21 protein-coding genes are annotated in these 22,691 nt (G+C 39.2%); 15 read left to right on the top strand and 6 right to left on the bottom strand.

Going from position 1 to position 22,691, the window contains the following annotated elements; all coding sequences use genetic code 11:
• The first annotated feature begins 26 nt into the window (after positions 1 to 26).
• The 5 genes from L641_RS0102345 (at position 27) to L641_RS0102325 (ending at position 9,796) form a co-directional block, all read left to right on the top strand.
• Positions 27 to 2,738 carry a TonB-dependent receptor gene (locus tag L641_RS0102345; protein WP_024601015.1) on the top strand — a complete coding sequence of 904 codons (2,712 nt, stop codon included), beginning with the start codon at positions 27 to 29 and terminating at the stop codon, positions 2,736 to 2,738.
• A 202-nt stretch (positions 2,739 to 2,940) separates the two neighbouring features.
• Positions 2,941 to 4,080, top strand: a complete 1,140-nt coding sequence (gene asd, locus L641_RS0102340; RefSeq protein ID WP_024601014.1) for an aspartate-semialdehyde dehydrogenase — start codon at positions 2,941 to 2,943, stop codon at positions 4,078 to 4,080.
• 148 nt (positions 4,081 to 4,228) lie between these two features.
• Complete coding sequence (locus tag L641_RS0102335; RefSeq protein WP_024601013.1) at positions 4,229 to 5,098, top strand: MBL fold metallo-hydrolase; 870 nt, start codon at positions 4,229 to 4,231, stop codon at positions 5,096 to 5,098.
• 341 nt (positions 5,099 to 5,439) lie between these two features.
• Positions 5,440 to 7,659 (top strand): EAL domain-containing protein, encoded by a 2,220-nt coding sequence (locus L641_RS0102330; RefSeq protein ID WP_024601012.1) that lies wholly within the window; start codon positions 5,440 to 5,442, stop codon positions 7,657 to 7,659.
• A 178-nt stretch (positions 7,660 to 7,837) separates the two neighbouring features.
• Entirely contained in the window at positions 7,838 to 9,796 is a 1,959-nt protein-coding gene (locus L641_RS0102325; RefSeq protein WP_024601011.1) for a methyl-accepting chemotaxis protein, read from the top strand.
• A gap of 32 nt (positions 9,797 to 9,828) precedes the next feature.
• Here the strand turns inward: L641_RS0102325 and L641_RS0102320 are convergent, their stop codons facing one another.
• The gene (locus tag L641_RS0102320; RefSeq protein ID WP_024601010.1) at positions 9,829 to 10,632 is read right to left on the bottom strand and encodes an ion transporter; all 804 of its coding nucleotides are present in this window, start codon (positions 10,630 to 10,632) and stop codon (positions 9,829 to 9,831) included.
• Between the two features lie 100 nt (positions 10,633 to 10,732).
• Here L641_RS0102320 and L641_RS0102315 point away from each other — a divergent pair, with 100 nt between their 5' ends.
• From L641_RS0102315 to L641_RS0102295, 5 genes are all read left to right on the top strand, one after another.
• A complete protein-coding gene (locus L641_RS0102315; RefSeq protein ID WP_013463335.1) occupies positions 10,733 to 10,942 on the top strand; it encodes a hypothetical protein in 210 nt (69 codons plus the stop codon).
• Between the two features lie 3 nt (positions 10,943 to 10,945).
• Positions 10,946 to 11,236 carry a hypothetical protein gene (locus L641_RS0102310; protein WP_024601009.1) on the top strand — a complete coding sequence of 97 codons (291 nt, stop codon included), beginning with the start codon at positions 10,946 to 10,948 and terminating at the stop codon, positions 11,234 to 11,236.
• A gap of 131 nt (positions 11,237 to 11,367) precedes the next feature.
• Positions 11,368 to 11,562: a YwbE family protein gene (locus tag L641_RS0102305; protein WP_008468098.1), complete on the top strand. Its 195-nt coding sequence runs from the start codon at positions 11,368 to 11,370 to the stop codon at positions 11,560 to 11,562.
• On the top strand, positions 11,559 to 12,077 hold the full coding sequence (locus tag L641_RS0102300; RefSeq protein WP_024601008.1) for a DUF4240 domain-containing protein: 519 nt from the start codon (positions 11,559 to 11,561) through the stop codon (positions 12,075 to 12,077). The genes L641_RS0102305 and L641_RS0102300 overlap by 4 nt, the downstream gene beginning before the upstream one ends.
• Before the next feature lie 292 nt (positions 12,078 to 12,369).
• The gene (locus L641_RS0102295) at positions 12,370 to 12,825 is read left to right on the top strand and encodes a hypothetical protein (RefSeq protein ID WP_008468096.1); all 456 of its coding nucleotides are present in this window, start codon (positions 12,370 to 12,372) and stop codon (positions 12,823 to 12,825) included.
• Here L641_RS0102295 and L641_RS0102290 read toward each other — a convergent pair.
• The 3 genes from L641_RS0102290 to L641_RS0102280 all read right to left on the bottom strand — a co-directional run bounded on the left by L641_RS0102290 (position 12,822) and on the right by L641_RS0102280 (position 14,980).
• Positions 12,822 to 14,078, bottom strand: a complete 1,257-nt coding sequence (locus L641_RS0102290; RefSeq protein ID WP_024601007.1) for a Y-family DNA polymerase — start codon at positions 14,076 to 14,078, stop codon at positions 12,822 to 12,824. The genes L641_RS0102295 and L641_RS0102290 overlap by 4 nt on opposite strands.
• Positions 14,066 to 14,479: a translesion error-prone DNA polymerase V autoproteolytic subunit gene (gene umuD / locus L641_RS0102285; RefSeq protein ID WP_013463339.1), complete on the bottom strand. Its 414-nt coding sequence runs from the start codon at positions 14,477 to 14,479 to the stop codon at positions 14,066 to 14,068. The genes L641_RS0102290 and umuD overlap by 13 nt, the downstream gene beginning before the upstream one ends.
• 81 nt (positions 14,480 to 14,560) lie before the next feature.
• On the bottom strand, positions 14,561 to 14,980 hold the full coding sequence (locus L641_RS0102280) for a MarR family winged helix-turn-helix transcriptional regulator (protein WP_024601006.1): 420 nt from the start codon (positions 14,978 to 14,980) through the stop codon (positions 14,561 to 14,563).
• A 102-nt stretch (positions 14,981 to 15,082) separates the two neighbouring features.
• Here L641_RS0102280 and L641_RS0102275 point away from each other — a divergent pair, with 102 nt between their 5' ends.
• The 5 genes from L641_RS0102275 to L641_RS0102255 all read left to right on the top strand — a co-directional run bounded on the left by L641_RS0102275 (position 15,083) and on the right by L641_RS0102255 (position 21,066).
• Entirely contained in the window at positions 15,083 to 15,829 is a 747-nt protein-coding gene (locus L641_RS0102275; protein ID WP_024601005.1) for a siderophore-interacting protein, read from the top strand.
• A gap of 144 nt (positions 15,830 to 15,973) precedes the next feature.
• Positions 15,974 to 16,966, top strand: a complete 993-nt coding sequence (locus tag L641_RS0102270) for an LLM class flavin-dependent oxidoreductase (protein ID WP_008468090.1) — start codon at positions 15,974 to 15,976, stop codon at positions 16,964 to 16,966.
• Between the two features lie 224 nt (positions 16,967 to 17,190).
• A complete protein-coding gene (locus L641_RS0102265) occupies positions 17,191 to 18,186 on the top strand; it encodes a patatin family protein (protein ID WP_024601004.1) in 996 nt (331 codons plus the stop codon).
• Positions 18,187 to 18,518: 332 nt separating this feature from the next.
• Positions 18,519 to 19,925 (top strand): alanine/glycine:cation symporter family protein, encoded by a 1,407-nt coding sequence (locus L641_RS0102260; protein WP_024601003.1) that lies wholly within the window; start codon positions 18,519 to 18,521, stop codon positions 19,923 to 19,925.
• 94 nt (positions 19,926 to 20,019) lie between these two features.
• Positions 20,020 to 21,066: a patatin-like phospholipase family protein gene (locus L641_RS0102255; RefSeq protein ID WP_024601002.1), complete on the top strand. Its 1,047-nt coding sequence runs from the start codon at positions 20,020 to 20,022 to the stop codon at positions 21,064 to 21,066.
• Positions 21,067 to 21,546: 480 nt separating this feature from the next.
• Here the strand turns inward: L641_RS0102255 and L641_RS0102245 are convergent, their stop codons facing one another.
• Both L641_RS0102245 and L641_RS0102240 read right to left on the bottom strand, forming a co-directional pair.
• A complete protein-coding gene (locus L641_RS0102245) occupies positions 21,547 to 21,954 on the bottom strand; it encodes a hypothetical protein (RefSeq protein WP_024601001.1) in 408 nt (135 codons plus the stop codon).
• Positions 21,955 to 22,371: a hypothetical protein gene (locus tag L641_RS0102240; RefSeq protein WP_024601000.1), complete on the bottom strand. Its 417-nt coding sequence runs from the start codon at positions 22,369 to 22,371 to the stop codon at positions 21,955 to 21,957. It abuts the gene before it with no gap.
• Positions 22,372 to 22,691 lie beyond the last annotated feature (320 nt).

Genomic DNA, 22,691 nt, shown 5'->3' with positions numbered 1-22,691 from the left:
TGTATAATCTGATCAGGATGTATCTTATGTCTAAAAAGCATAGACTTAATCAAATTACATGGGCGATTGGTTTAGGGCTGTGTGCCCAATCTGTAAGCCTATTTGCTGCGCAAAATGATGTTGATGTAGCCCAAGAAATAGAAGAAGTAGTGGCAGTAGGTACGCGCTTACAAGGCAGTGCTGCTGCTGTGGTTGAAGAGCGAAAAAATCAAGCCTTTGTAGCCGATATTTTAGGCTCAGAGCAATTAGCACGTACTGGCGATAGCGATGCCGCTTCTGCCCTTAGGCGTGTAACCGGTTTGACCCTCGTTGATGGCAAGTTCATTTATGTGCGTGGTTTAGGTGAACGTTATTCGAGCGCACGTTTAAATGGCGCGTACATACCCAGCCCCGATCTAACTCGCAATGTGATCCCGCTTGATATTTTTCCCGCTAGTATAATTTCAAGCATGGCAGTACAAAAAGCTTACTCACCAAATATGCCCGCCGCGTTTGGTGGCGGTAATATTGACATTAGAACCAAAACTGCACCGAACGAGTTTACAGCGGGTGTAGAGGCGGGTGTTGGTTATAACACTGCTGCAAGTGACGGCTTTACTTACAACCGTAAAGAAAGCGGACTACCTGATGCGTTATCATCTGCAATAACACAATACCGAGGTGATTTTGGTATTGGCAACATAGTAGAACGCGATGGCTTAGTCGATGGTGATACAACGCGTGCAGAGCAAGCGACTGCGATTAATAACGAATTGCTTAAGTCGTTACCGCGTGGTTATGAGTTAAAAGAAGACTCTCTCGATCCACAATACAATATTAAAGCCCATTACGGTGATAGCTTTAGCGAATCTTACTTTGGCGGCAAGTTAGGCTTTATGCTTTCTGGCGCTTATAAAAATGAGTGGGATTTTGAAGACCGATTTAGCTCAGTGATAAGCCAAGATTTAAAAAATGAAGACGGTAAAATTGACTGTACGACAGCGCTAAATACTGCAGATGATGTCGCAAATTCATGTTTTAATACTGTAAAAAATTCCCAAGTGACCACAGAAAACGAGCGTTATAATGCGTCATTTAGTTTAGGCTATACCTTAGGTACTCACAGTATATCAGCGCAGCAGCTATACATTATTGATAATGAAGATGAGTCTGAAATTGCTATTTCGCAAAGTCCAGCGGGTAGTTCAACATTTAGTATTGCAGGGGATGGCGTTGCTAATCGTAACCATACTTTTAACTACGAAGAGCGACAACTCAATATTACCCAGTTTATTGGTCAGCACACCTTTTTAGATTACATGGGGATTGGCGCTGATTGGCAGTATACCGAAGCGAAGGCAACAACGGATATTCCGACGAATGCTGATTTTGAATTTCGCGATGAGTACAACACAGACGGGTCGTATGTAGGTTCTCAAATCACGGGTGATGATAACCGTGTGATTATGTCATACACCAACATGGAAGAACGAGTTAAGTCTTACAGTGGTAATTTAAACTTACCGCTTAGCTTTGACAGCATGGATGTTGAATTTAAAGTAGGGTATGACTTTTCAGATAGAGCGCGTATTTTTAATACCTCAAGTTTTGCTATTAATAACAGTGGTGGTGCTGGTATCACTATAAATGATGGCAGTGATAATGCGCTAAATAATAGCGGGTATCTAAGCGATGAATTTATTAATAATAACGCGATACTGGTTGATTTTAACGAACCAACAGCTCCTGATGCGGATGATTACCTAGCAGGACAAAAAGTAGATGCGGGTTACGCCTCGTTTGATGTGTTTTATGATCAATGGCTACGCATTAGCGGTGGTGTACGCTATGAACAATTTAAACAAACGTCTATTGGTACATCTAGCCTAATATTTGATCAAGATGACTTAAATACTTTCTACGACCCTGAAAAAATTCAAGCAGGCTCTATTGTTTCCGACGATTGGTACCCTGCGCTTTCTGTCACCTATGTAGGCGCTGATAACTACCAAATACGTGCAGGCTATGGTGAAACGGTAGTTCGTCCGGATTTTCGTGAAGTGGTACCGGTTACTTACTTTGACCCACTTACCGATATTAGAACATTTGGCCGTACAGGGCTTAAAAGTAGCCCAATTAAAAACTATGACCTACGTTATGAATATTACGGTGAAGCCGGTAATTCGTTTAGTGTGGCTGCCTTTTACAAAGATATTACTTCACCCATTGAAACGGTTCTAAATATTGGCGATGAAGACTATTCAGCCTCATTTATCAATGGTGAAACCGCTGAGGTCTACGGTATAGAAGCCGAATGGTTGCAAGATCTTACGTTTTTATCTGAAGGGTTATTTACCAGTGGTAATATAACTTTGAGTGATTCAGAAGCGTCTATCGATCCTGCGCTTGCGGGCACCTTAACTAACCCTAAAAAACGTATGACGGGTCACTCAGAGTACGTAGTTAATTTACAACTTAACTACGATTCACTCGACGGAATGCACAGTAGTTCTTTGGTTTATAACGTATTTGGTGAACGTATTTTAGCAGCAGGTGTAGCGAGTCGAGATGATGCTTATGAGCAGCCATTTCATTCACTTGATTTAGTTTATACCTTTTACCCTGACTTTAACTCTAAGGTGAAGTTTAAAGTTAAAAACCTACTTAATGAAGATCAGGAAGTATCGCAATCAGATATTATTGTTCGCTCTAAAGAAGTCGGTATGAACTTTGATATTAGTTATAGTTACGAGTTTTAAGTAAAAGCCCAAGGATAGGATTTATAACAACGCCTAACTACTCATTAGCCCTGTATTTTATACAGGGCTTTTTTATGTGTATGAAAAATATTTAAGTTACAGCTTATTGACTAGTTTTAGCGTGCTGGTGGTGTTAGCTTAGGGCTGTAAAAATTAAATCTCACGCAATGAATTTTTAATTTTTAATGTATAGGCTCCTTTTATGAATCAAACAGTGGAACAAACAATGAAAAAAGTAGGATTAGTCGGATGGCGCGGCATGGTGGGCTCAGTGTTACTCGAGCGAATGGAACAACAACATGATTTTGCACATATCGACACCACCTTTTTTACCACCTCACAAGCAGGTCAGCTTGGCCCTGAGTTAGCGGGTGCAGCTAAACCACTTTTAGATGCCAGCGATATTTCTGAGCTTGCAAAAATGGACATTATTGTTACCTGTCAGGGTGGCGATTATACCAATGCGGTGTATCCAAAATTACGTGAATCAGGTTGGGATGGCTATTGGATAGATGCAGCCTCTGCACTGCGTATGAGTGACGACAGTATTATCGTACTTGACCCTGTTAACAAAGATGTCATTGAACAAGGGCTAGAGCAAGGCGTTAAAACCTTTGTAGGTGGTAACTGCACGGTTTCACTTATGCTACTAGCGTTGGGTGGTTTATTTGAGCAAGACCTAATCGAATGGGTAAGCCCAATGACTTACCAAGCAGCATCGGGCGCGGGTGCACGCAATATGAAAGAACTCATAGCTCAAATGGGGGCTATTCATGCAAGTGTTGCACAGCAACTAGATAACCCAAGTTCAGCTATTTTAGAAATTGATAAAATAGTCAGCGAAAAAATGGCATCAAGCGATTTGCCACAAGACCAGTTTGGTGTGCCACTGGCGGGTAGCTTAATCCCATGGATTGATGTGCCTATGCCAAGCGGTCAATCAAAAGAAGAGTGGAAAGCGCAAGTTGAAGCCAACAAAATCTTAGGCTCATCTAAACAACCTGTGCCTATTGATGGTTTATGTGTACGCATTGGTGCAATGCGTTGTCATAGCCAAGCGATGACCATTAAATTACGTGAAGACATTAGCGTAGAAAAAATAGAAGAAATTTTAGCCTCGCACAATGAGTGGGTTAAAGTAATTCCTAATCAGCGTGATATTACCAGTACCGACTTAACCCCAGTTAAAGTAACCGGTACGTTAAGTATACCTGTTGGCCGTATTCGCAAACTCGCCATGGGGCCAAAATATATCAGTGCCTTTACCGTAGGCGATCAGCTTTTATGGGGCGCAGCGGAGCCACTGCGTCGTATGTTACGTATTATTGTTGATAATAAATAATATTTACTTTGAGGGTTAGCATTTGCTAGCCCTTTTTATTTAATAATTAAATCGCTAATATCTTCATGGCCTTTACCAACGTTTATATTATTGCTTCCGGTCATTTTTATTAATTCAAGTGATGAGTTCAGACTTATTGGAGAATATTATGCACAGTAAATTTCATGTTCACGCATTTCTTGATGACGATAGCGAAACCTTTAGTTATGTTGTTTCTGATAGTAACTCTCAGCAAGCAATCTTGATTGATCCCGTTTTAAATTTTGATTATAAATCAGGTAACAGCTGTGAATCAGGCGCCAAAAAAATCGGCGAGTACCTTCAAAGCCATTCTCTTTCATTAGAGTGGGTTCTCGAAACACATGCTCATGCTGATCATATCTCTGCAGCTCCTTATTTTAAAAAACACTTTGGTGCTAAAATCGCCATAGGTGAACATATCAAAACGGTACAACAAAGCTTTAAGGCGCTATTTAATCTTGAAAAAGAATTTTTACCCAATGGGGCTGATTTTGACCGACTATTAAAAGATGGAGATAGTTTTAATGTTGGCCAGTTATCAATACGAGTAATGCACACACCGGGGCATACACCCGCCGACTTAGTTTACATTATAAATGAAGAGGCCATTTTTGTTGGTGATACGATTTTTATGCCTGACGTAGGCACTGCAAGGTGCGACTTTCCTGGTGGTAGCTCTGAAACATTATACGATTCAATCCAAAAACTACTCTCGATGCCCGATGAGGCAACAATTTATGTATGCCATGATTACCCGACTGAAAAGCGAAATCACCGTTTTGCGGTCACAGTAAAAGAACAAAAAGAAACAAATATTCATGTAAAGACTAAAATAAGCAAAGAGCAGTTTGTTGAAATGCGTGATAGCCGTGACGAAGAATTACCTATGCCTCGCTTAATTTTACCTGCTATTCAAATGAATATTAGAGCTGGCAACCCACCTCCCGCTGAAGATAACGGCATAAGCTACCTTAAAATTCCCTTAAACCAATTATAGTTCAATATCATAATGATTATTGGGATAGAGTAATGAGCACAAGTAAATTTATTGTAGCTAGATGATCGCTTAACCATCTCTCATACCTGAATATAGCATGGTTATTTTTATAAAATAGGCGTGATAATTTTACGTTGCAACATCGTATAACTACCTAATAATTATGATAAGTTGCTTAAAGCCGTTTTAGTGCCTACTATTAATGCTCAACCAAACACACGTTTGACTCTCTATAATAATACTAACGCAAAATGCTATTAAAATGTTGCATTTATTCGCCAGTTTTACGCATAAACCTGACTACAGGTTTTTTATGATATTTATATTCTTGGGAAGCATAAATGAATAGCATTGAGCAACTTCAGTCTGAATTAGCTATCGCACATTCTCGAATATCTGAGCTAGAAACAAGCTCAGCCCAAAGCCATATCTTTTTAAATATTTTTAATTCCTCGCCTTTGCCTTTTGCATTAAACGACATATATGGAAATATTATTAATGTAAACCCCATGTTTACAAGGCTTTATGGTTATAAACTTAGCGATATTCCCACACTAAATGATTGGTGGCCCAAAGCCTACCCAAACCCTAAATACCGTGAATGGGTGATCAGTTCATGGGAAAAAAACACTGAGCGAGCAAAAAAAACAAATACCGACTTTGAACCTATAAAGTTAGATGTACATTGCAAAAATGGTGCACAACGAACCGTGCTTGCCAGCTGTGCGCCCTTAACCGATTTTGAGCAAATGTATTTGGTGATTTTTTACGATATTACTGATTTAACGCAGGCAAATAGTAAAATAAATATATTATCTGACTCATTGACGCAAATGACTCTTTCATTAGAGCAGCAACATAAAGAACTTATTCTCGAAAAAGAAAAAGCGCTAGCAAATGAAGAGCGTTTGAGTTTAGCCATGCAAGGCGCAAATGATGGCTTATGGGATTGGGATATAGCCAACGATAAAATGTATTACTCACCCCGCTGGAAATCAATGTTAGGTTATGCAGAGGACGAGCTGGTTGATCATTTCTCAACCTGGGAAGGCTTATTACACCCTGACGACCTAGAACAAACGCTTGCGCAGATCCAATCTTTTATAGATGCGAAAATAAAAAAATATGAAGTCGAATTTAGAATGCGCCATAAAGACGGCCATTATATCAATATTTTATCTCGTTCTTTCATGGTTGAAAGTGAAGAAGGGGAGATCACCCGTTTAGTCGGTACTCATATTGATATTACAGCACGAAAAAAATCAGAGGAAAAACTCAGTTATCAGTCTACTCATGACTCACTAACGGGGTTGCTAAATCGCAGAGAGTTTAAACGTCGAACAGAGCTACTACTTGCTGTTCCTGCTCATAATAGGCCTGTTCATGCTTTATGTTATATGGATCTCGATCAATTTAAAGTTGTAAACGATACTTGCGGTCACTCAGCGGGTGATGAATTACTTCGCCAACTTAGTTTTATTCTGAAAAAAGCTGTTCGGCAATCAGACATAGTTGCGCGCCTTGGCGGAGATGAATTTGCTATTTTAATGGAGGATTGCTCGTTTAGTGATGCGCACCGCATAACACTCTCTATTCAAAGCGCTATTGAGGACTTTCAATTTATATGGGAAGGGCGAAGTTTTCGTATTGGTGCCAGTATAGGGCTAATGCAAATTACAGAAAAAGCACTCGACTTTATCGAAGTGTTAAAAGTAGCCGATGTTGCCTGCTACATTGCAAAGGATAAAGGGCGAAATCGTATTCACGTACATTATGAAAACGATAAAGAATTGGTACAAAGGCAAAGTGAAATGCTGTGGGTAAACCGTATTCAATACGCGATTGATGAAGACAGCTTTCGCCTGTATGCGCAAGCAATTGAACCGCTGACCAGTGATTCAAATAAACATTACGAACTGTTACTAAGAATGATTGATGAGCATGATAATGTTATATCGCCTGGTGCATTTTTACCCGCAGCCGAGCGTTATCATTTAATTGTAAAAGTGGACAGATGGGTTGTTAAAAACGCCTTTAGTTTAATTGTTAGTAACGCTGCTTTTCTTAAAAATATTAATTTTGTTTCTATTAATCTTTCAGGGCAATCGCTGACTGATGAGAGTTTTCTTGATTTTATTATTGAGCAACTACAAACGCTAGGGGTAAACAGTCATAAAATTTGTTTTGAAATTACAGAGACGGCAGCTATTTCAAATTTAGAGCTTGCAGGAAAGTTTATTAATAAGCTGAAAAAGTTTGGATGTCGTTTCGCACTTGATGATTTTGGTAGTGGGTTATCATCGTTTGGGTACCTTAAAAATCTTAAAGTTGATTACCTAAAAATTGATGGCATTTTCGTTAAAGATATCGCAAGTGACCCAATAGATCATGCTATGGTTAAAGCTATTAATGAAATAGGTCAAATTATGGGGATGAAGACAATTGCTGAATTTGTTGAAACCGAGCAAATTAAGTCTATTTTAAAACAAATGGGAGTCGATTACGTTCAAGGTTATGCTATCCATAAACCACAGTCCTTGAGTGAACTATTTGAAAAGTAACCTCCCATCTTTATTAATTAAATGATATTCATGATTTATGGTGACCATACAAACAGTAAACAGGCGCTTAACTGACATTGGTTGAAGACTAAATGAGTGATGTTTAAATAATTGCTAATTTCTTGCTCAATACATATTCCAAGACTATATTTTATCTAGCTTCTTGGGATGTAACTACATGAATATATCAAAAAAATTAAAGCTGTCTTTTGCATCAGCTATCGCACTGCCTTTGTTTGTAATTGCTGCTATTGTTATATCGCAAACGAGGGAGCAAGCACTCGATAATTTTTCTCAATTGAGTGAGCGAGAAGCGCGCCAAGTAGACAACGCTATTACGATGTTTTTTGCCGAAATTGCCAAAAATGTTGATTATTTAGCATCCCACACCACCATTAAAAACGCACGCACCAATGTTAAAACCCATATGGATGCTCCCAACTCAGTGATGCTTAACCATCCTAATCAAAGCCCAACAGAACAAGCTGCATATAGCTTGTTTGACCATTTTGGCCAAACACACCCTGGACTTGCTTATATTTACATGGGAAACGAACAAGGGGGGTATATTCAATGGCCCATGGGGAAAGTAAACGCCAATTATGATCCGCGCGAGCGCCCCTGGTATATGGCAGCAAAAGCGGCTAATGGTAAAACAACGCGAACTAATGCCTATTATTGGGCCGCTGATGATTTAGTTATTGTATCTACGGTTAAAGCGATTATTGATAACGGGCAATTAATTGGCGCCCAAGGAATGGATGTATCATTAGGCGGGCTTACCGATATTATTGCCGATATTAAATTAGGCGAAACCGGTTATTTAATGTTGATTGAAGATAGTGGCAGTGTGCTGGTGGATGTTAAACACCCAGATTACCGATTTAAAAACTTAGCAGATCTTGAGGGGGGAAAATACGCCGACTTAGCTAAAAATACCCAAGGGCTGTTTGATGTAGAGATAGATGGTAAACAATATATGGCTAATATTCATACCTCTGCTACCTTAGGCTGGAAGTTTATTGGGGTAGTAGAGAAAGCCGAAGTGATGAGCACGGCGAATACCATGGCTTATACCATATTGGTTATTAGTGCGATATTAATTGCCGTATTTGTTGCTATAGCGAGTTATATTTCTAAATTAATATCAGCCCCTATTGTTGAAGTGAGTGATGGCTTAACTGAAATATCGCAAGGTGGCGGTGATTTAACCCAACGCTTAACAATAAAAACCAAAGATGAAACCGCTAAACTGGCTAATAGCTTTAATTTATTTTTAAACTTGATCAGCGAGCTGGTAACTCAAATTAATGAGTGCGCGCAAAATGTAAGTAAAACCTCATCACAAACCTCATCGCAAGCGGCACAATTAACAAGCTCCACCAGCCAACAGCAACAAGCTTTAGAGATGGCAGCTACGGCTATTAATGAAATGGCTGCCACCGCAAACGAAGTGTCTAGCAGTTGTGCAAATGCAGCGGATTTGGCTGTTCAAACACAGCAAGCATCAGACTTGGGGCAATCGGTTATTACACAAACTGTGGAAAGTGTGGTTCAGCTATGTGAGGTAATAAACAATGCCTCAGCAGATATTACTCAGCTAGATACTGAAAGCGAAAACATTATGTCGATACTCAGTGTTATTCGCGGTATTTCAGAACAAACTAACTTATTGGCCTTAAATGCTGCAATAGAAGCTGCACGTGCTGGTGAGCACGGACGCGGCTTTGCTGTGGTGGCCGACGAAGTGCGCGCGTTATCGCAACGAACCGCTGAGTCTACCGAAGAAGTGGCTTCACAGCTTGATAAATTGCGTACTATGTCATCTAAGGTATCTAAAGATATGCAACGCAGTATAGAAACCACTAATAAAACTGTCGAGCTTGCGCATTCGGCGCAGCAACAATTTAGTGAGATCACGGCATCTATCGTTCATATTAGTGATTTGAATACCCAAATAGCCACCGCTGCTGAAGAGCAACAACATGTAGCTGAAGATATAAACCGCAATGTTACTGAAATTAAAAATGCGGCTGATGAGGTGAGTGATATTGCCGTGACCACCAGTGAAAACGGCAATGAAATGAATCGCCTTTCGTCAATATTAACGGGATTAGTGGGTAAATTTAAAGTGTAAGGGCAAGCAAATGCATGCCCTTTTTATCCCTACTACTTATTTTTAAGTAGTTCTTTTAATTCTGCTAGTTGTGCTTTTAATTCGTTTACTTGGCCTTGGGTGGCAGGGAGTGAGTCTATATCGGCTTGCTCTTCTCGTGCATTGCGATGCTCTTCACTCATCACTTCTAAAATAGCGCCAACCATCATATTTAAAAACACAAATGCAGTTAAAAAGATAAAGGTTAGGTAAAAAATCCAACTTAATTTGTACACGGCCATGGTTTCGTACATGACGTCAGTCCAATCTTCAAAGGTGGCTATTCTAAACAGGGTGAGCATAGAAATAGACACATCGCCCCAAAGTACCGGATTTATATCAGCAAACAACATACTGCCAGTGGCGGCATAAATATAAAATATAACGAACATGAGTAGTGCGATGTAGCCCATTTGCGGTATTGCTTTAATTAGCGAATTTACTAATAAGCGCAGTTCTGGGATCATTGAGACTAATCGTAACACGCGGAAAATACGCAGCAGTCGAGCAATAAAAATAGTAGAGCCTGCCGCGGGGTATAAACTTCCGATCACGATAATGAAGTCAAAAATGTTCCAACCTTTGGAGAAAAAGTCCTTGATACCTTTGCTGGCAATATAGCGAATAATCAGTTCAATTAAGAAAAACACCGTTATGCCTATATCCATCCAATGTAGAACGAGTTCGGCGGTTGGGTGCAATGAATAGGTATGTGCGCCCACGGTCAATGCAGAAACAACAATAACTGCAATAACAAATGATTGAAATAGTTTACTTTTATCGATACGCTGGAACAGCTCTTGTAACTGCGACAACATCATAACGTGCCCTTAACGGTTATAAATACAAAACCAGTGCAATATACAGCAAAAATAACGAAGATCAGTAGTTTTCCCGTTAAAATAGTAGGAATTTTGAATGTTAAATAATAAGTTAAAATATCTATTTTCGTTATCCGCATTATTGGTGTTAGCGGGATGTAGCAGCGATAGCCGCTACCATGAAATTCAATCAGCGCGGTTGGGTGAATGCAGCTACATGGCAGATAAGGAATACCATGAGTGTGTTAAACAACAGCAAGACAGTTACAAAGAATTTAAAGAACAACAAGCTCGCGAGCAGCAATAAACGATGACCAAAACCCAAAAGCAGCTAGATAAACGTATTCGTCAGCAATTAACGCTCGCTTGTGAGCAAATAAAAGATACTGTGGAGGACTTTAGCTTTCTTACCCATTCAGCAGACTTAAACAATTTACCTTCTAAGTTTAAAGTAAGTTGTTATTTTATTGATGATATTGCACTAGAGCAGGCTAAACAAAAAAATCAGTTTGATTACATTGAGCAGCTTATTTGTAATGCGTTAGCCAGCTTGAACATACATATTAAAGCCAATGCCATTTCATTTTCTAAGCAGCCATAATGTGTACGATGGGTTTTGTTTATTCTCCACATTAGCTTGAATTAGGCATTTATAGGGCCTTTAAAAGCTTTAATATGGAGTGATTTTATTAAGCAGGCTATAATCCCCAAAAATAGCAAAAGAGATTATATATGGCTGTTCCAACACGTTCACAAATAACACCCGGCACTGAGGTTAATATTGTGCTTAAACAAGATCAACGCAGTGGTACTTTAACCAATGGTATAGTGTCGCGTTTATTAACTAAGTCACCTAATCATCCGCACGGTATTAAAGTACAGTTAGAAGATGGTCAAGTAGGTCGGGTAAAAGAGATCATTGCATGAGCGATTTAACCTTAACTGATTTTTGGCGATTGGTAACTGTAAACGACAGAACCGCAGAGCCTGAGTCTGTATGCCAATCCCTTAAGGCTGCATTGAGTGATTTATCCGACGAGCAGCTTATTGAATTTGATAAACAGTTTAGTATTTGTATGCGCCAAAGTTATACTTGGGATTTATTTGGTGCGGCGTTTGTAATGGCTGGTTGTAATGATGAATATGGTTTTTCTGAATTTCGTTGTTGGCTAATTTCTCGGGGTGAAGCGGTATTTAAAGCAGCGTTAGAAAACCCCGATAGCCTTGCACAGTGCACACCACTTTATTTTTTAAACGAGCAACCTTACCCGTATTTAGATGAGTATGACCTAATTGCAGGTTTGTTATATGAAGAACGTAATGACGATGAGTTACCCTTTATCCCCTCAGGGCTTGAACAACCTAAAGGTAAGCGCTTTAAAGACAAACCTAAGTTTTTAAAACAAAATTACCCGCAATTATTTGCTAAGTATTGGCAGTAATCGCCCACTTTTGACTATGAATGCATTACTTTGGGTTAGGGGTAATGCATTTTATGTTGCTTAGGTTTTGATCCAGCTTGCGCTATCCTTCACATCCTCTTATTTCACTAACTGAACTGTTTTAAAATGTAATCGTATTTGCTGTGAGCTACGTATTTTTAAATACAGTTTAAAGACGTGTTTATGGTATAACGACTTCACATCTTTTATAGTAAATCTCTGTTATAGTTAGAAATAGCTAAGCATAGTCACAGTGCTTGATCATATTTGATACACGAGGATAGAGCCTATAATGAAATTTTTCACACTGGTTTTACTTACCATAAGCCTTTTTAGCTGTTATGCAGTAGCAGGCCCAAGTAATAAAACTCGCTTTATTCCGCTTTTACAAACTAAGCTGGGTAATTACGAAGTGACCTCCAGTAATTCTGGGTTATGTACTAATAGCCGATTACAATTTAATAACCCTGAAGATCCTGAGCAAGGTTTTAGCTTAGGCAAAGAGATTTTGTTTAACTCCTTACACAATGGTACTCGTACCATTGAAAAACCAAATTATTGTTTTATTACCAGCTCGCTAAAATATAAAACAGATGGCCTAGAAAATAGCTTACGCATGAGCCGCTGTGATAATCCTATCCATGAAGGAACGATTAAACAAAGCATTACTTTTTTAACCAGCAATACGCTTAAATACACATTGGACAATCCGAGTGTAGAATGTGAATTTATTAAAGTTGCCGACTAACACTGTATTTTTGGAATATCACGCCAACGAGTCGTGTATTGCGGCGATAAAAAAGCCCTGTTCATATGCCAATGATCATTTAATTGGCTGCTCGCCACGCTAAGCATTCCTTTACCGTATCTATGATTTATCGCATCTAAGCAGCCCATTAACTGCGGGTTATCGGTTTGCTTATCAAATAAATGATGTTGTTGAAACTGCTGCGGGCTGAGCTCTAATGCGCCCACACCACATTTATAAAATCGAATTCCCGGTTGATATATTTGCTCAAAACTCTTTGATACCGCATTGGCCATAACGCGAGTATCGTTAGTGGGCGGATCAAATTGATACATAACTGACTTTTTATAAAAGGCGTGTTCATGTGATGAGCTGGCAGCAAAAATATAAATACGATGAGTGAGCGACTGTTGTGCTCTTAATTTTTGTGCAACTACACTAGCATGATTTATTAGGGCGGTTTTAACTGCATCGGGGTCGCAAAGTCGCTGACCAAAACTACGAGTTGAAAAAATAGCTTGTTTATCTTGGCGTACATCATCCCAGTTTAAACAGGTAATGCCGTTGAGCTCGTTAATTGTGCGCTCAAGCACCACACTAAATTGGCGACGAATAGTTTTTGGGCTTTGCTCAGCCAGTTGCCACGCGGTATGAATGTCCATGAGAGCCAGCTTTTTAGCTAAACGTTTGCCCACCCCCCAAACATCTTGGCAGTGCATTCGTTGTAAAATAGTGCGGCGACTTACTTCATCGTCAATCACTGCAACACCATTAAAGCCAGTTAGTTTTTTAGCTGCATGGTTAGCGGCTTTGGCTAAGGTCGGTGTTGGCCCAAAGCCAACCCCAACAGGGAGTTTGGTTTCGCGCCATACAGTACGCCTAATTAGTTGCCCATATGCTTGCCAATCGTTAATTAAAGGTTGATAACCATTAAAGTGTAAAAACGATTCATCGATACTGTAAACATGCTGGGTGTCACAAAAGCGGCCAATTACACTCATCATCCGGTCGCTTAAATTAGCGTATAGTTCATAGTTACTAGAGCGTACAACCACATTGTTTTGTTCTAGTAACTGCTTAACTTTAAAGTAAGGGCCAAATTTAGGAATATTAAGCTTACGCGCAATTGGGCAGACTGCACACACACAACCGTCGTTATTGGTAAGCACCACCACAGGCTTTGAGCGAATAGTCGGATCAAATACTTTTTCTGCACTGGCATAAAAAGCAACGGCATCGACTAAGGCATACATGAAAGTAACTCAGGGCTTTGTCGATGCAGCCTAATAGAGCGAGTTACCACGCCTTCAAGCTGAAACTCATCTGATTCAGTCAATTGCACCGGCTTATAAGCAGAAGAGGCTGATAGCAAGCGTGCATTGGTCTTATCAAGCAGCTTACATACAAATAAACCATTTAAGTTAGCCACAATAACATCGCCATCTTTTGGTATTTCTGCACGGTCAACCAACAGTAAGTCGCCCTCAAAAATACCAATTTCTTGCATAGAGCACCCAGATGCTATCCCAATAAACGTGGCATCAGGGTGCTTTATTAATAACTCATCAAGTGAAACGCCAAGCTCTGTATATTGTGCTGCAGGTGACTCAAATCCGCATACACCGGCCTCTATATAAATGGGAATAACAAACATAACACAACCTAAAACGCATATACTGTATAAGTGTACAGTATATGCGTTTTATATAAGTTATGCCAAGTAATGGATCTGCGATCAATCCATATTTTTGATCATTTGCTGAGCTGTATCTAAGAAGTCATTGATTTGCTGTGGGTTTAAGTCTTTACACATTTGGGCATTTACATGCTGCTCAGCGTTTAATAATTTGTCGTAAAGCGTGCACCCTTGTGCGGTAAACGACAGAATAAAACAACGCTTGTCATGCTCACTGGCATTTTTATGAATTAAGTTTAGCGCGAGCAGTTCTTTCACTAACCGTGCTATTTGGGCTTTGTCGCGTTGGGTTTGATTCACAATATCGTTAGCAGTGCACTGAGGTGTCGCTGCAATAATATGCAGACAACGCACATGCATCGCGTTTAATCCAAGCTCACCTGCATTAATGGCTTCGCGTATGGTAACGCGATAATTTTGCATTAAAGCAAATAATGTATTGGCCAATGAAGAGTTCATAATAAATCCATAATGGTTGACAAAGTCAATTAAATTGCTATGGTTGATTTTATCAACCAATGGGGCGTTGTGCAATTCATCATTTTAGTGAGGTAAATTTATATGGGTAAAAAAGTACGCAAAGCAACCGTATTAAGCACAAAGCAAATAACCCCACATTTACAACGCATTATTGTCGGCTCAGATGAGTTTAACGACCTGAGTGCGCAATACATTGGTAACTATGTAAAGGTGCTTATTCCACAAAATGGCCGCGTTGACTTTAATATTAAAACTACGTGTATGCGTTCATACACTATAAGACATGTTGATGAGCACACTGGTGCACTTACCCTCGACTTTGTGATAAATATGCACCAAGGTCCAGCCACTAATTGGGCTAAAGAAGCAAAAGTAGGCGATGAAGTGGGTATAGCAGGGCCAGGCCCTAAAAAGTTGGATAACTATGATCATTCATATTATCTATTACTTGGCGATTTAACTTCGGTTAATGCAATTAAAGGCTACGTGCAACAATTGCCTATAAACGCAAAAATTGACGCGATTATCCATGCACCAACAAAAGATGATGTGATTAGCTTAGACTCCTCGCGTGATGTAACGTGGTTAATAACAAATAACCCCGATACAGATATGATAAACGCATTAAAATCGCTACCACTTAGTGAGCAACAACCTATTGTATTTATGGCACTTGAAGCCGGATTAGTCCGTAAAGCAAAAACCATATTAACTGATGAATTAGCTATACCGCGCAGTCAAATTGTTGCATCGGGCTATTGGAAAAAAGGGCTTGATTCAGAAGCTTATAAACTAAAGCGCCAACACGCTGCTGCTAAAAATAGCTAACTTAATTGTTGTTCAATCACATCGCTATTTAGCTTTTAAAAGGCAAGGCGCCTTGAATTGACTGTCATACACACCCATCTCTTAGCATAGACTCATTATTTATGGCTAGCGCTATAAATCGCTATTTAATTTGGAGGTGCTACTTTGTTATCAACTATTCCTTTTTCGTTATTAGAACTGGCGCCTATGCCTAAAGGCGCCACTGTGAGTGACACCTTAAATAAAAGTACAGCCTATGCACAAAAAGCTGATGAGCTCGGTTTTAACCGTTTTTGGTTAGCCGAGCATCATAATATGCCTGGGATTGTTTGTGCGGCTACTTCAATTTTGGTGGGACACATAGCCGGTAACACTAAAAAAATACGCGTAGGGTCGGGTGGAATTATGTTACCTAATCATGCTCCTTTAGTTGTTGCTGAGCAATTTGGCACCTTAGAAAGTTTATACCCAGGTCGAATTGATTTAGGGTTAGGGCGCGCTCCAGGTAGCGATCCTGTGACAAGTCGTGCATTAAATAACGATATCAGTCGTGCTGAAAACTTTCCTAATGAAGTGAGCGAGTTACAAACATTATTGGGCCCTTATGAGGGAACTAAGCGCGTGCGAGCAATACCTGGTGAAAACACCAATGTTCCCATTTGGCTTTTAGGTTCAAGTTTATTTAGTGCGCAGTTAGCTGCACAAAAAGGATTACCCTATGTATTTGCGGGACACTTTGCACCGCGTTTTGTGCATGATGCAATAGCCTTGTATAAACGAGAATTTAAACCATCAAATGTATTAGCTAAGCCGTATGTCATGTTGGCATTACCTTTAGTGGCTGCCGATACAGATGAAGAAGCACAGTACTTATCAACTACATCCAAACAGCGAGTGTTATCGTTAATTAGAGGCGACGAGCTGTGGTTAAAACCCCCAGTAGAAACAATGGAAGGTTTGTGGAGCGAACAAGAGCGCGCTCATGTTGAGAGCTTTTTAGGGTTAAGTGTTACCGGTGGGCCAGCCAGTATTAAACACAAGCTAGAAATGATTGTAAATCAATTAGGGGTTGATGAGCTTATATTCACCAACGACTTATTTGATAATGAAAAGCGCCATAAAGCGCTTGAAATTTTAATGCAAATAAAACATGGATAAGCAATTGGTTAAGCAAGCGTACACTCAACGCTTGTTATGCTATTAAACAGATTAAAGTTGATTACGTCGGGGCCATTTTACATTATTTTAAAAAGTGGCAATGAAAAAGCTTGTTCTATTTTTTCAATAGAACTGATTTAAACAATCAATTTTAATTATGAATATTGAACGATTATTATAAGGGTATGCAACACAATTCAGCTAAATAAATAGGAAGGTAAAGCGTGAAATCTCAAAATAGTACGACACCCCATTCAGGCAACAACTCAGTGCAGCCAAAAGTAGCGCTGATAGCAGAAGGTGGCGGACAACGAGGGATATTTACCGCGGGTGTACTCGATGCCTGGTTAGAGCAAGAGTATGATCCATTTGACTTATTTATTGGCACATCTGCAGGCTCTCAAAACTTAACAAGCTATTTGGCGCGTCAAAAAGGCTATGCTAAACGCCTGATCAGAGGCCTTTCGCGTCATAAACGTTTTTTTCAATTAGGTCGCGGCCTAATGGGTAAACATATTGTTGACCTAGATTGGTACTTTGATAAAACCACCGAAGTAAACAGAGCGCTTGATTTTAAAACTGCAAAAGCCAGTTTAGGCGACCGTGAGCTATTAATTACTGCAACTAATGCCCGTGATCGCAAACCTTATTTTTTATCCCCAACAGGGGAAGGCCAGCAATGGCGAGAGCTATTAAAAGCGTCAAGTGCACTGCCATTTTTATATAAGCAAGGTGTAAAATTGACGCCGTGGTTAAATGCATTAGCCGCAAATGAATTAGGTAAGACCGAGATACAGTCAGAGTCTGATTTTTACTTAGACGGTGGCCTTGCCGCACCGCTTCCTGTACGCGAAGCCTATAATCGTGGCGCACGCAAAATTGTGGTTATACGCACCGTTGATGAAGCCTTTCAGGCTCAATCAGCATGGGTAAGTAAATTAAAATCATTTGTTGAAGTATCTGGCTATTGCCCAAAAACAATAGACTACTTATTACAACATGAGCAAGCCTACGAAGATGAGTTAGCATTTATTGCTAACCCACCAAAAGATGTAGAAATAATCCAAATTTTTGCAAATCAAAAGTTGTATAGTAAGTTATTAGGCAGCTCAAATGATGACTTACGATTTGACTATAAACTTGGTTTAGCAGCAGGCCATAACTACTTAAAAAACCATAACCCAGATCAGGATGATTATAAACACAGCTACATAGCGTAGCTGTGTGTTTATTATCAGCAAGATAATAAATCAGCATTTACTGTGTTCTCATGGCAGTCATTTAGCCGTGAGAAATATTCGGTTTTTTACCCCGAAAATAATGCGCTAACGGTTATTAAAGCACGCGACTAATTCCTTTCTAAAACATTCTTTTTACATCAGCAATTACACTGCAATATAAGTCAGTTTGCTGGGTGAATTTATATTCATTAATAAAGAAAAATAATTCACATCTAATTAGCTTTATTATAAAGTGGCTAAGTCTCTACTAAACTTAAACACTCACGTCGCTAAATTAATACCGTGGCAAATAATAATAAAAAGGAAGCCTGATGTTCGACACGCTGATCAAAAGTGTAAATAGCCTTTTATGGGGCGAAGGCCAAGTACTCATTTACATTTTACTTTTTGCTGGCATATGGTTTTCTGTGCGTTTAAAAGCTATTCAACTCGTTAAATTTACACATATGTTTAGCCTGCTAAAAGGCAGTAGCAAGTGTGATAAAAATAACATTAGCTCCTTTCAGGCTCTATGTACGGGGCTTTGTGCGCGTGTTGGTACTGGTAATTTAGCCGGTGTGGCTGTTGCTATATCACTTGGTGGAAGTGGCGCCATATTTTGGATGTGGGTGATTGCCATACTGGGTATGGCGACCGGTTTTGCAGAAAGTATTCTTGGGCAAATTTATAAAATTCGTGATAGTAATGGCGATTTTAGAGGTGGCCCTGCGTATTATATTCAACAAGGCTTAGGCAGCCGTGCGTTTGCTATTGTGTTTGCCGCCTGTTTATTTTTAGGTTACGGCTTTACCTTTAGCGCCATGCAAACCAACACCATTACCGATGCGCTTAATTATGCCTTTGAAATTCCCACACACTATTCCGGCATCGTGATCACTTTGTTAGCCGGTTCAATTATTTTAGGTGGATTTAAAGCTATTGCCCGTTTTGCTGAGCGAGTAGTCCCTGTTATGGGCATCGTGTTTGTGCTTGTTGCTGTGGTAATTACACTGATTAACTTTACCCAAGTACCCAGTATGCTAAAAGATATATTTTTATCCGCGTTTGGCTTACAAGAAGCGGGAGCAGGCGCAATGGGGGCGGCGATTAAAAACGGTATTCAACGGGGCTTATATTCAAACGAAGCAGGCGCAGGTAGTGTGCCGCATGCATCGGCAAGTGCCAGCCCCATACCTAATCACCCGGTTACCCAAGGTTACATACAAATGCTAGGCGTGTTTTTCGACACTATTGTACTTTGTAGCTGTACCGCGGTTATTATTTTATTGGCCGATGTGAACATAAGCGGCGAAATGGAAGGCATTCGTTTAACCCAAACCGCTATGACCTCACATTTAGCACAAGGTGGCGTGTATTTTGTAGCCGCTGCCATTACTTTATTTGCTTTTACCTCGGTGGTTGCTAACTACGCCTACGCTGAAAGTAACCTGCACCTATTTAAGCTTGATAACAAAGTAGGGCGCGGTATTTATACTTTGCTTTATTTATCAATGATGTTGTGGGGTGCATCTGCCACATTAAAACAAGTATGGGATTTAGCCGATATTGCCCTAGGGTTAATGACAGTGGTGAACGTAATCGCTATTATACTGTTAACGCCAACTATTTTGTCTGTTACTAACGACTACCACGCACAAAGAGACAAAGGCATAGAGCCTGAATTTAAGGTAAAAAACGTAAAAGTGCAGGGCAAATGTGAAGACGGAATTTGGGATTAAGATTAAAGTTTAAAAGTTTTATATTGCATAAGTATTCATTTTTAAGTTTGGCTTTAACAACATTAAACTGCGACTCTACAGGTAGTATTTTTAGATGATCGACATTTTTGCAGGTAAAACTGCAGCAAAAATAATAAACGAACAAGGGTTTAAACCCGAGCTTTTTACCTCGTTTTTAGGGGCAAGTGGTGGCCCTAAATGGTTTACCTTATTTGGCTTAGACAAATATATATTTGGCGAATTTTTTAAACATCGCACCCAACCGCTTAATTTAATTGGCTCATCGGCAGGGGCTTTTCGTTCTGCGTGTTTTGCACAAAACGATCCAGTTAAAGCCATTGAACGTTTAGCAAAATCGTATTCGCAAACCCGATATTCTAGTAATAAACCCACCCCAACTGAAATTACCACTAAAGCCCGCGCATTACTTGAAGATGTGTTTGGTGATAACGGTGTCACTGAAATTATAAATAATCCGGTATTTAAAGCGCATTTTATTGTCGCAAAATCTAACGGCTTTATTGCCAGTGAGCATAAATTAATACAGCTTTTAGGTTTATCAAAAAGTTATATGCTTAACCGCATTAATCGAAAATTATTAGGCTCGCAATATGAGCGTTTTATTTTTGGCGCGCCCAATAGTAATTTAAGTATTACCGACAGTTACAATTTTAAAACGCAAAACATAGTCCTTAGCCAAACTAATTTAAAAGATGCCTTATTGGCATCGGGCTCTATACCACTAGTAATGCAAGGCATAAAAAATATTGCTGGTTCGCCACCAGGAATTTACCGCGATGGCGGCATTATTGATTACCACTTTGATTTAAAAATTAATAACCCAGGCTTAATTTTGTATCCGCATTTTAATTCAGATCCAAAAGCAGGGTGGTTTGATAAAAATTTAAAACGAAAAGTCGCACCACAAAATTATGATAACGTTGTGATGATCACCCCATCAAAAGAATTTGTCGCGGGTTTACCTTACGGAAAAATCCCAGACAGAAACGACTTTACTGATCTTGATGCAGACACGCGTATTAAATATTGGAACACCGTTTTTAGTGAAACTGAGAAACTGGCTGAGGCGTTTGATAAAAAATTAAATGCTGAGAATTTTGATTTGAAGTTATATAACTAATTTAACTTTAAAAATTAAAATAACCATCTCAAGCGATATAAATAAAAGAGTGTAAGCCTTTATATTAAAGTGTTTAAGTTTTAAATATATTTAATAGCTAGCTTTTTAGGTCGGATAAATAAATATTCTAAGTTTTTTTGTACTTTAAATATTTTATACATATTTTCTGATATTCATTACACAATGAAAAGAGAATAATAAGCATTGAATAATAGATTTTATAAGCGTTAAATTATTTTAGCTGATAGCTGATAGCTGATAGCTGATAGCTGATAGCTGATAGCTGATAGCTGATAGCTGATAGCTGATAGCTGATAGCTGATAGCTGATAGCTGATAGCTGATAGCTGATAGCTGATAGCTGATAGCTGATAGCTGATAGCTGAAAACCCATAAATTACGGTACGTAATATATAAGAAAAGGGCGAAAAGCCCTTTTTTATTAATGGTTTAGGTTTTCTGTCAAATGTGACAGTTTGACCTAGTTATTACCTTTAAGATTAAGAGTTGTAGTAGACATATCTGGCGGATTTGAAGCTCTTTTACATGCACCATCCATCATGACTTTGTTAGTTTCGGTACGTGAAGAATTATATTCACCTCTCCAGAATGAACAAATTTCATTGTTAGTTCTCTGGGCATTCCTTATCACTGCTTCTATTTGGGAGTTTTGCCTACTGATAACTTGATTGCGGTTTTTTTCTTTCAAAGCTTGGGTTTGGGCTTTAATAGCTGCACTTTTGGCGTCTAACCTAGATTGCTTCATAGCTGAGCTTGCAGCATCAGCAACAAGTTTTATCTTATATAAATCAACGGCTTCATCAACTCCCCAAATTGTTAAACCAGCAAGAGTAAGTGAGAAGTATAGTTTTAAATAATTGAGTTCCATTTAGCTACCTGTCCTTTCAGATATTTCACCAATAATATTGAGTAATTGGTCTTGTAGGTCGGATAAGTATTTATCCTGTGTTTTATGATTTTGCTTAAGGGTTTTATACATAGACTCTGATTTTCTAGCAGACCATTTATAACGATGAACGAGCTGAACATCAGAGGGTTTAACTTCGCCCCAAGGTGTACTCATTGTATGATCATCTACAGAAATTTTACAGTCTGCCCATGCTCCAGTAGCAGGTAAATAACCTCGGTAAATAATAGCTGTTAATTTTTCTACTGGGAGACTGGCTTTACCTGATTTCACATAGCGCCTAACTTGCCTTTCGCTTACTCCCAGTTCTTTAGCACCTTTTGCATAATCGTAGCCAAATAAAGAAAGAAACTGTTTATGAAATTCTGATTTAAACATTGTGATTTTTACTCCTTTTAAAAAAATCACAATGGTTAATCATTATTTAACTCCGAATAGGTTTATCAGGGGCGCAAGCGCGGTATCGAGTGACTAAGGGCGGGGGTTGCGCTTCGCTTAGTTACGACCGATTTACGTTAATGCTAAATTAATATTTGTGTGCGGTCTACATGGCTAAAGCCATAAATAATAGGTTCATGTACTAAGCAAAATAATGGTACGTGATAATTGAGTTAATTATTACGTAACATAGGAAAAAGTACGTAATAAGTTACGTACCACTAAACAGCCTTTTTCATACGGCCAGTTTTAATGCTACG

Source organism: Pseudoalteromonas sp. TB41 (assembly GCF_000497975.1).
In the GTDB taxonomy this organism is placed as follows: Bacteria; Pseudomonadota; Gammaproteobacteria; order Enterobacterales; family Alteromonadaceae; genus Pseudoalteromonas; species Pseudoalteromonas tetraodonis.
Note: the sequence above shows the minus strand (reverse complement) of the source record. Positions and strands in the feature narration are given on the sequence as shown.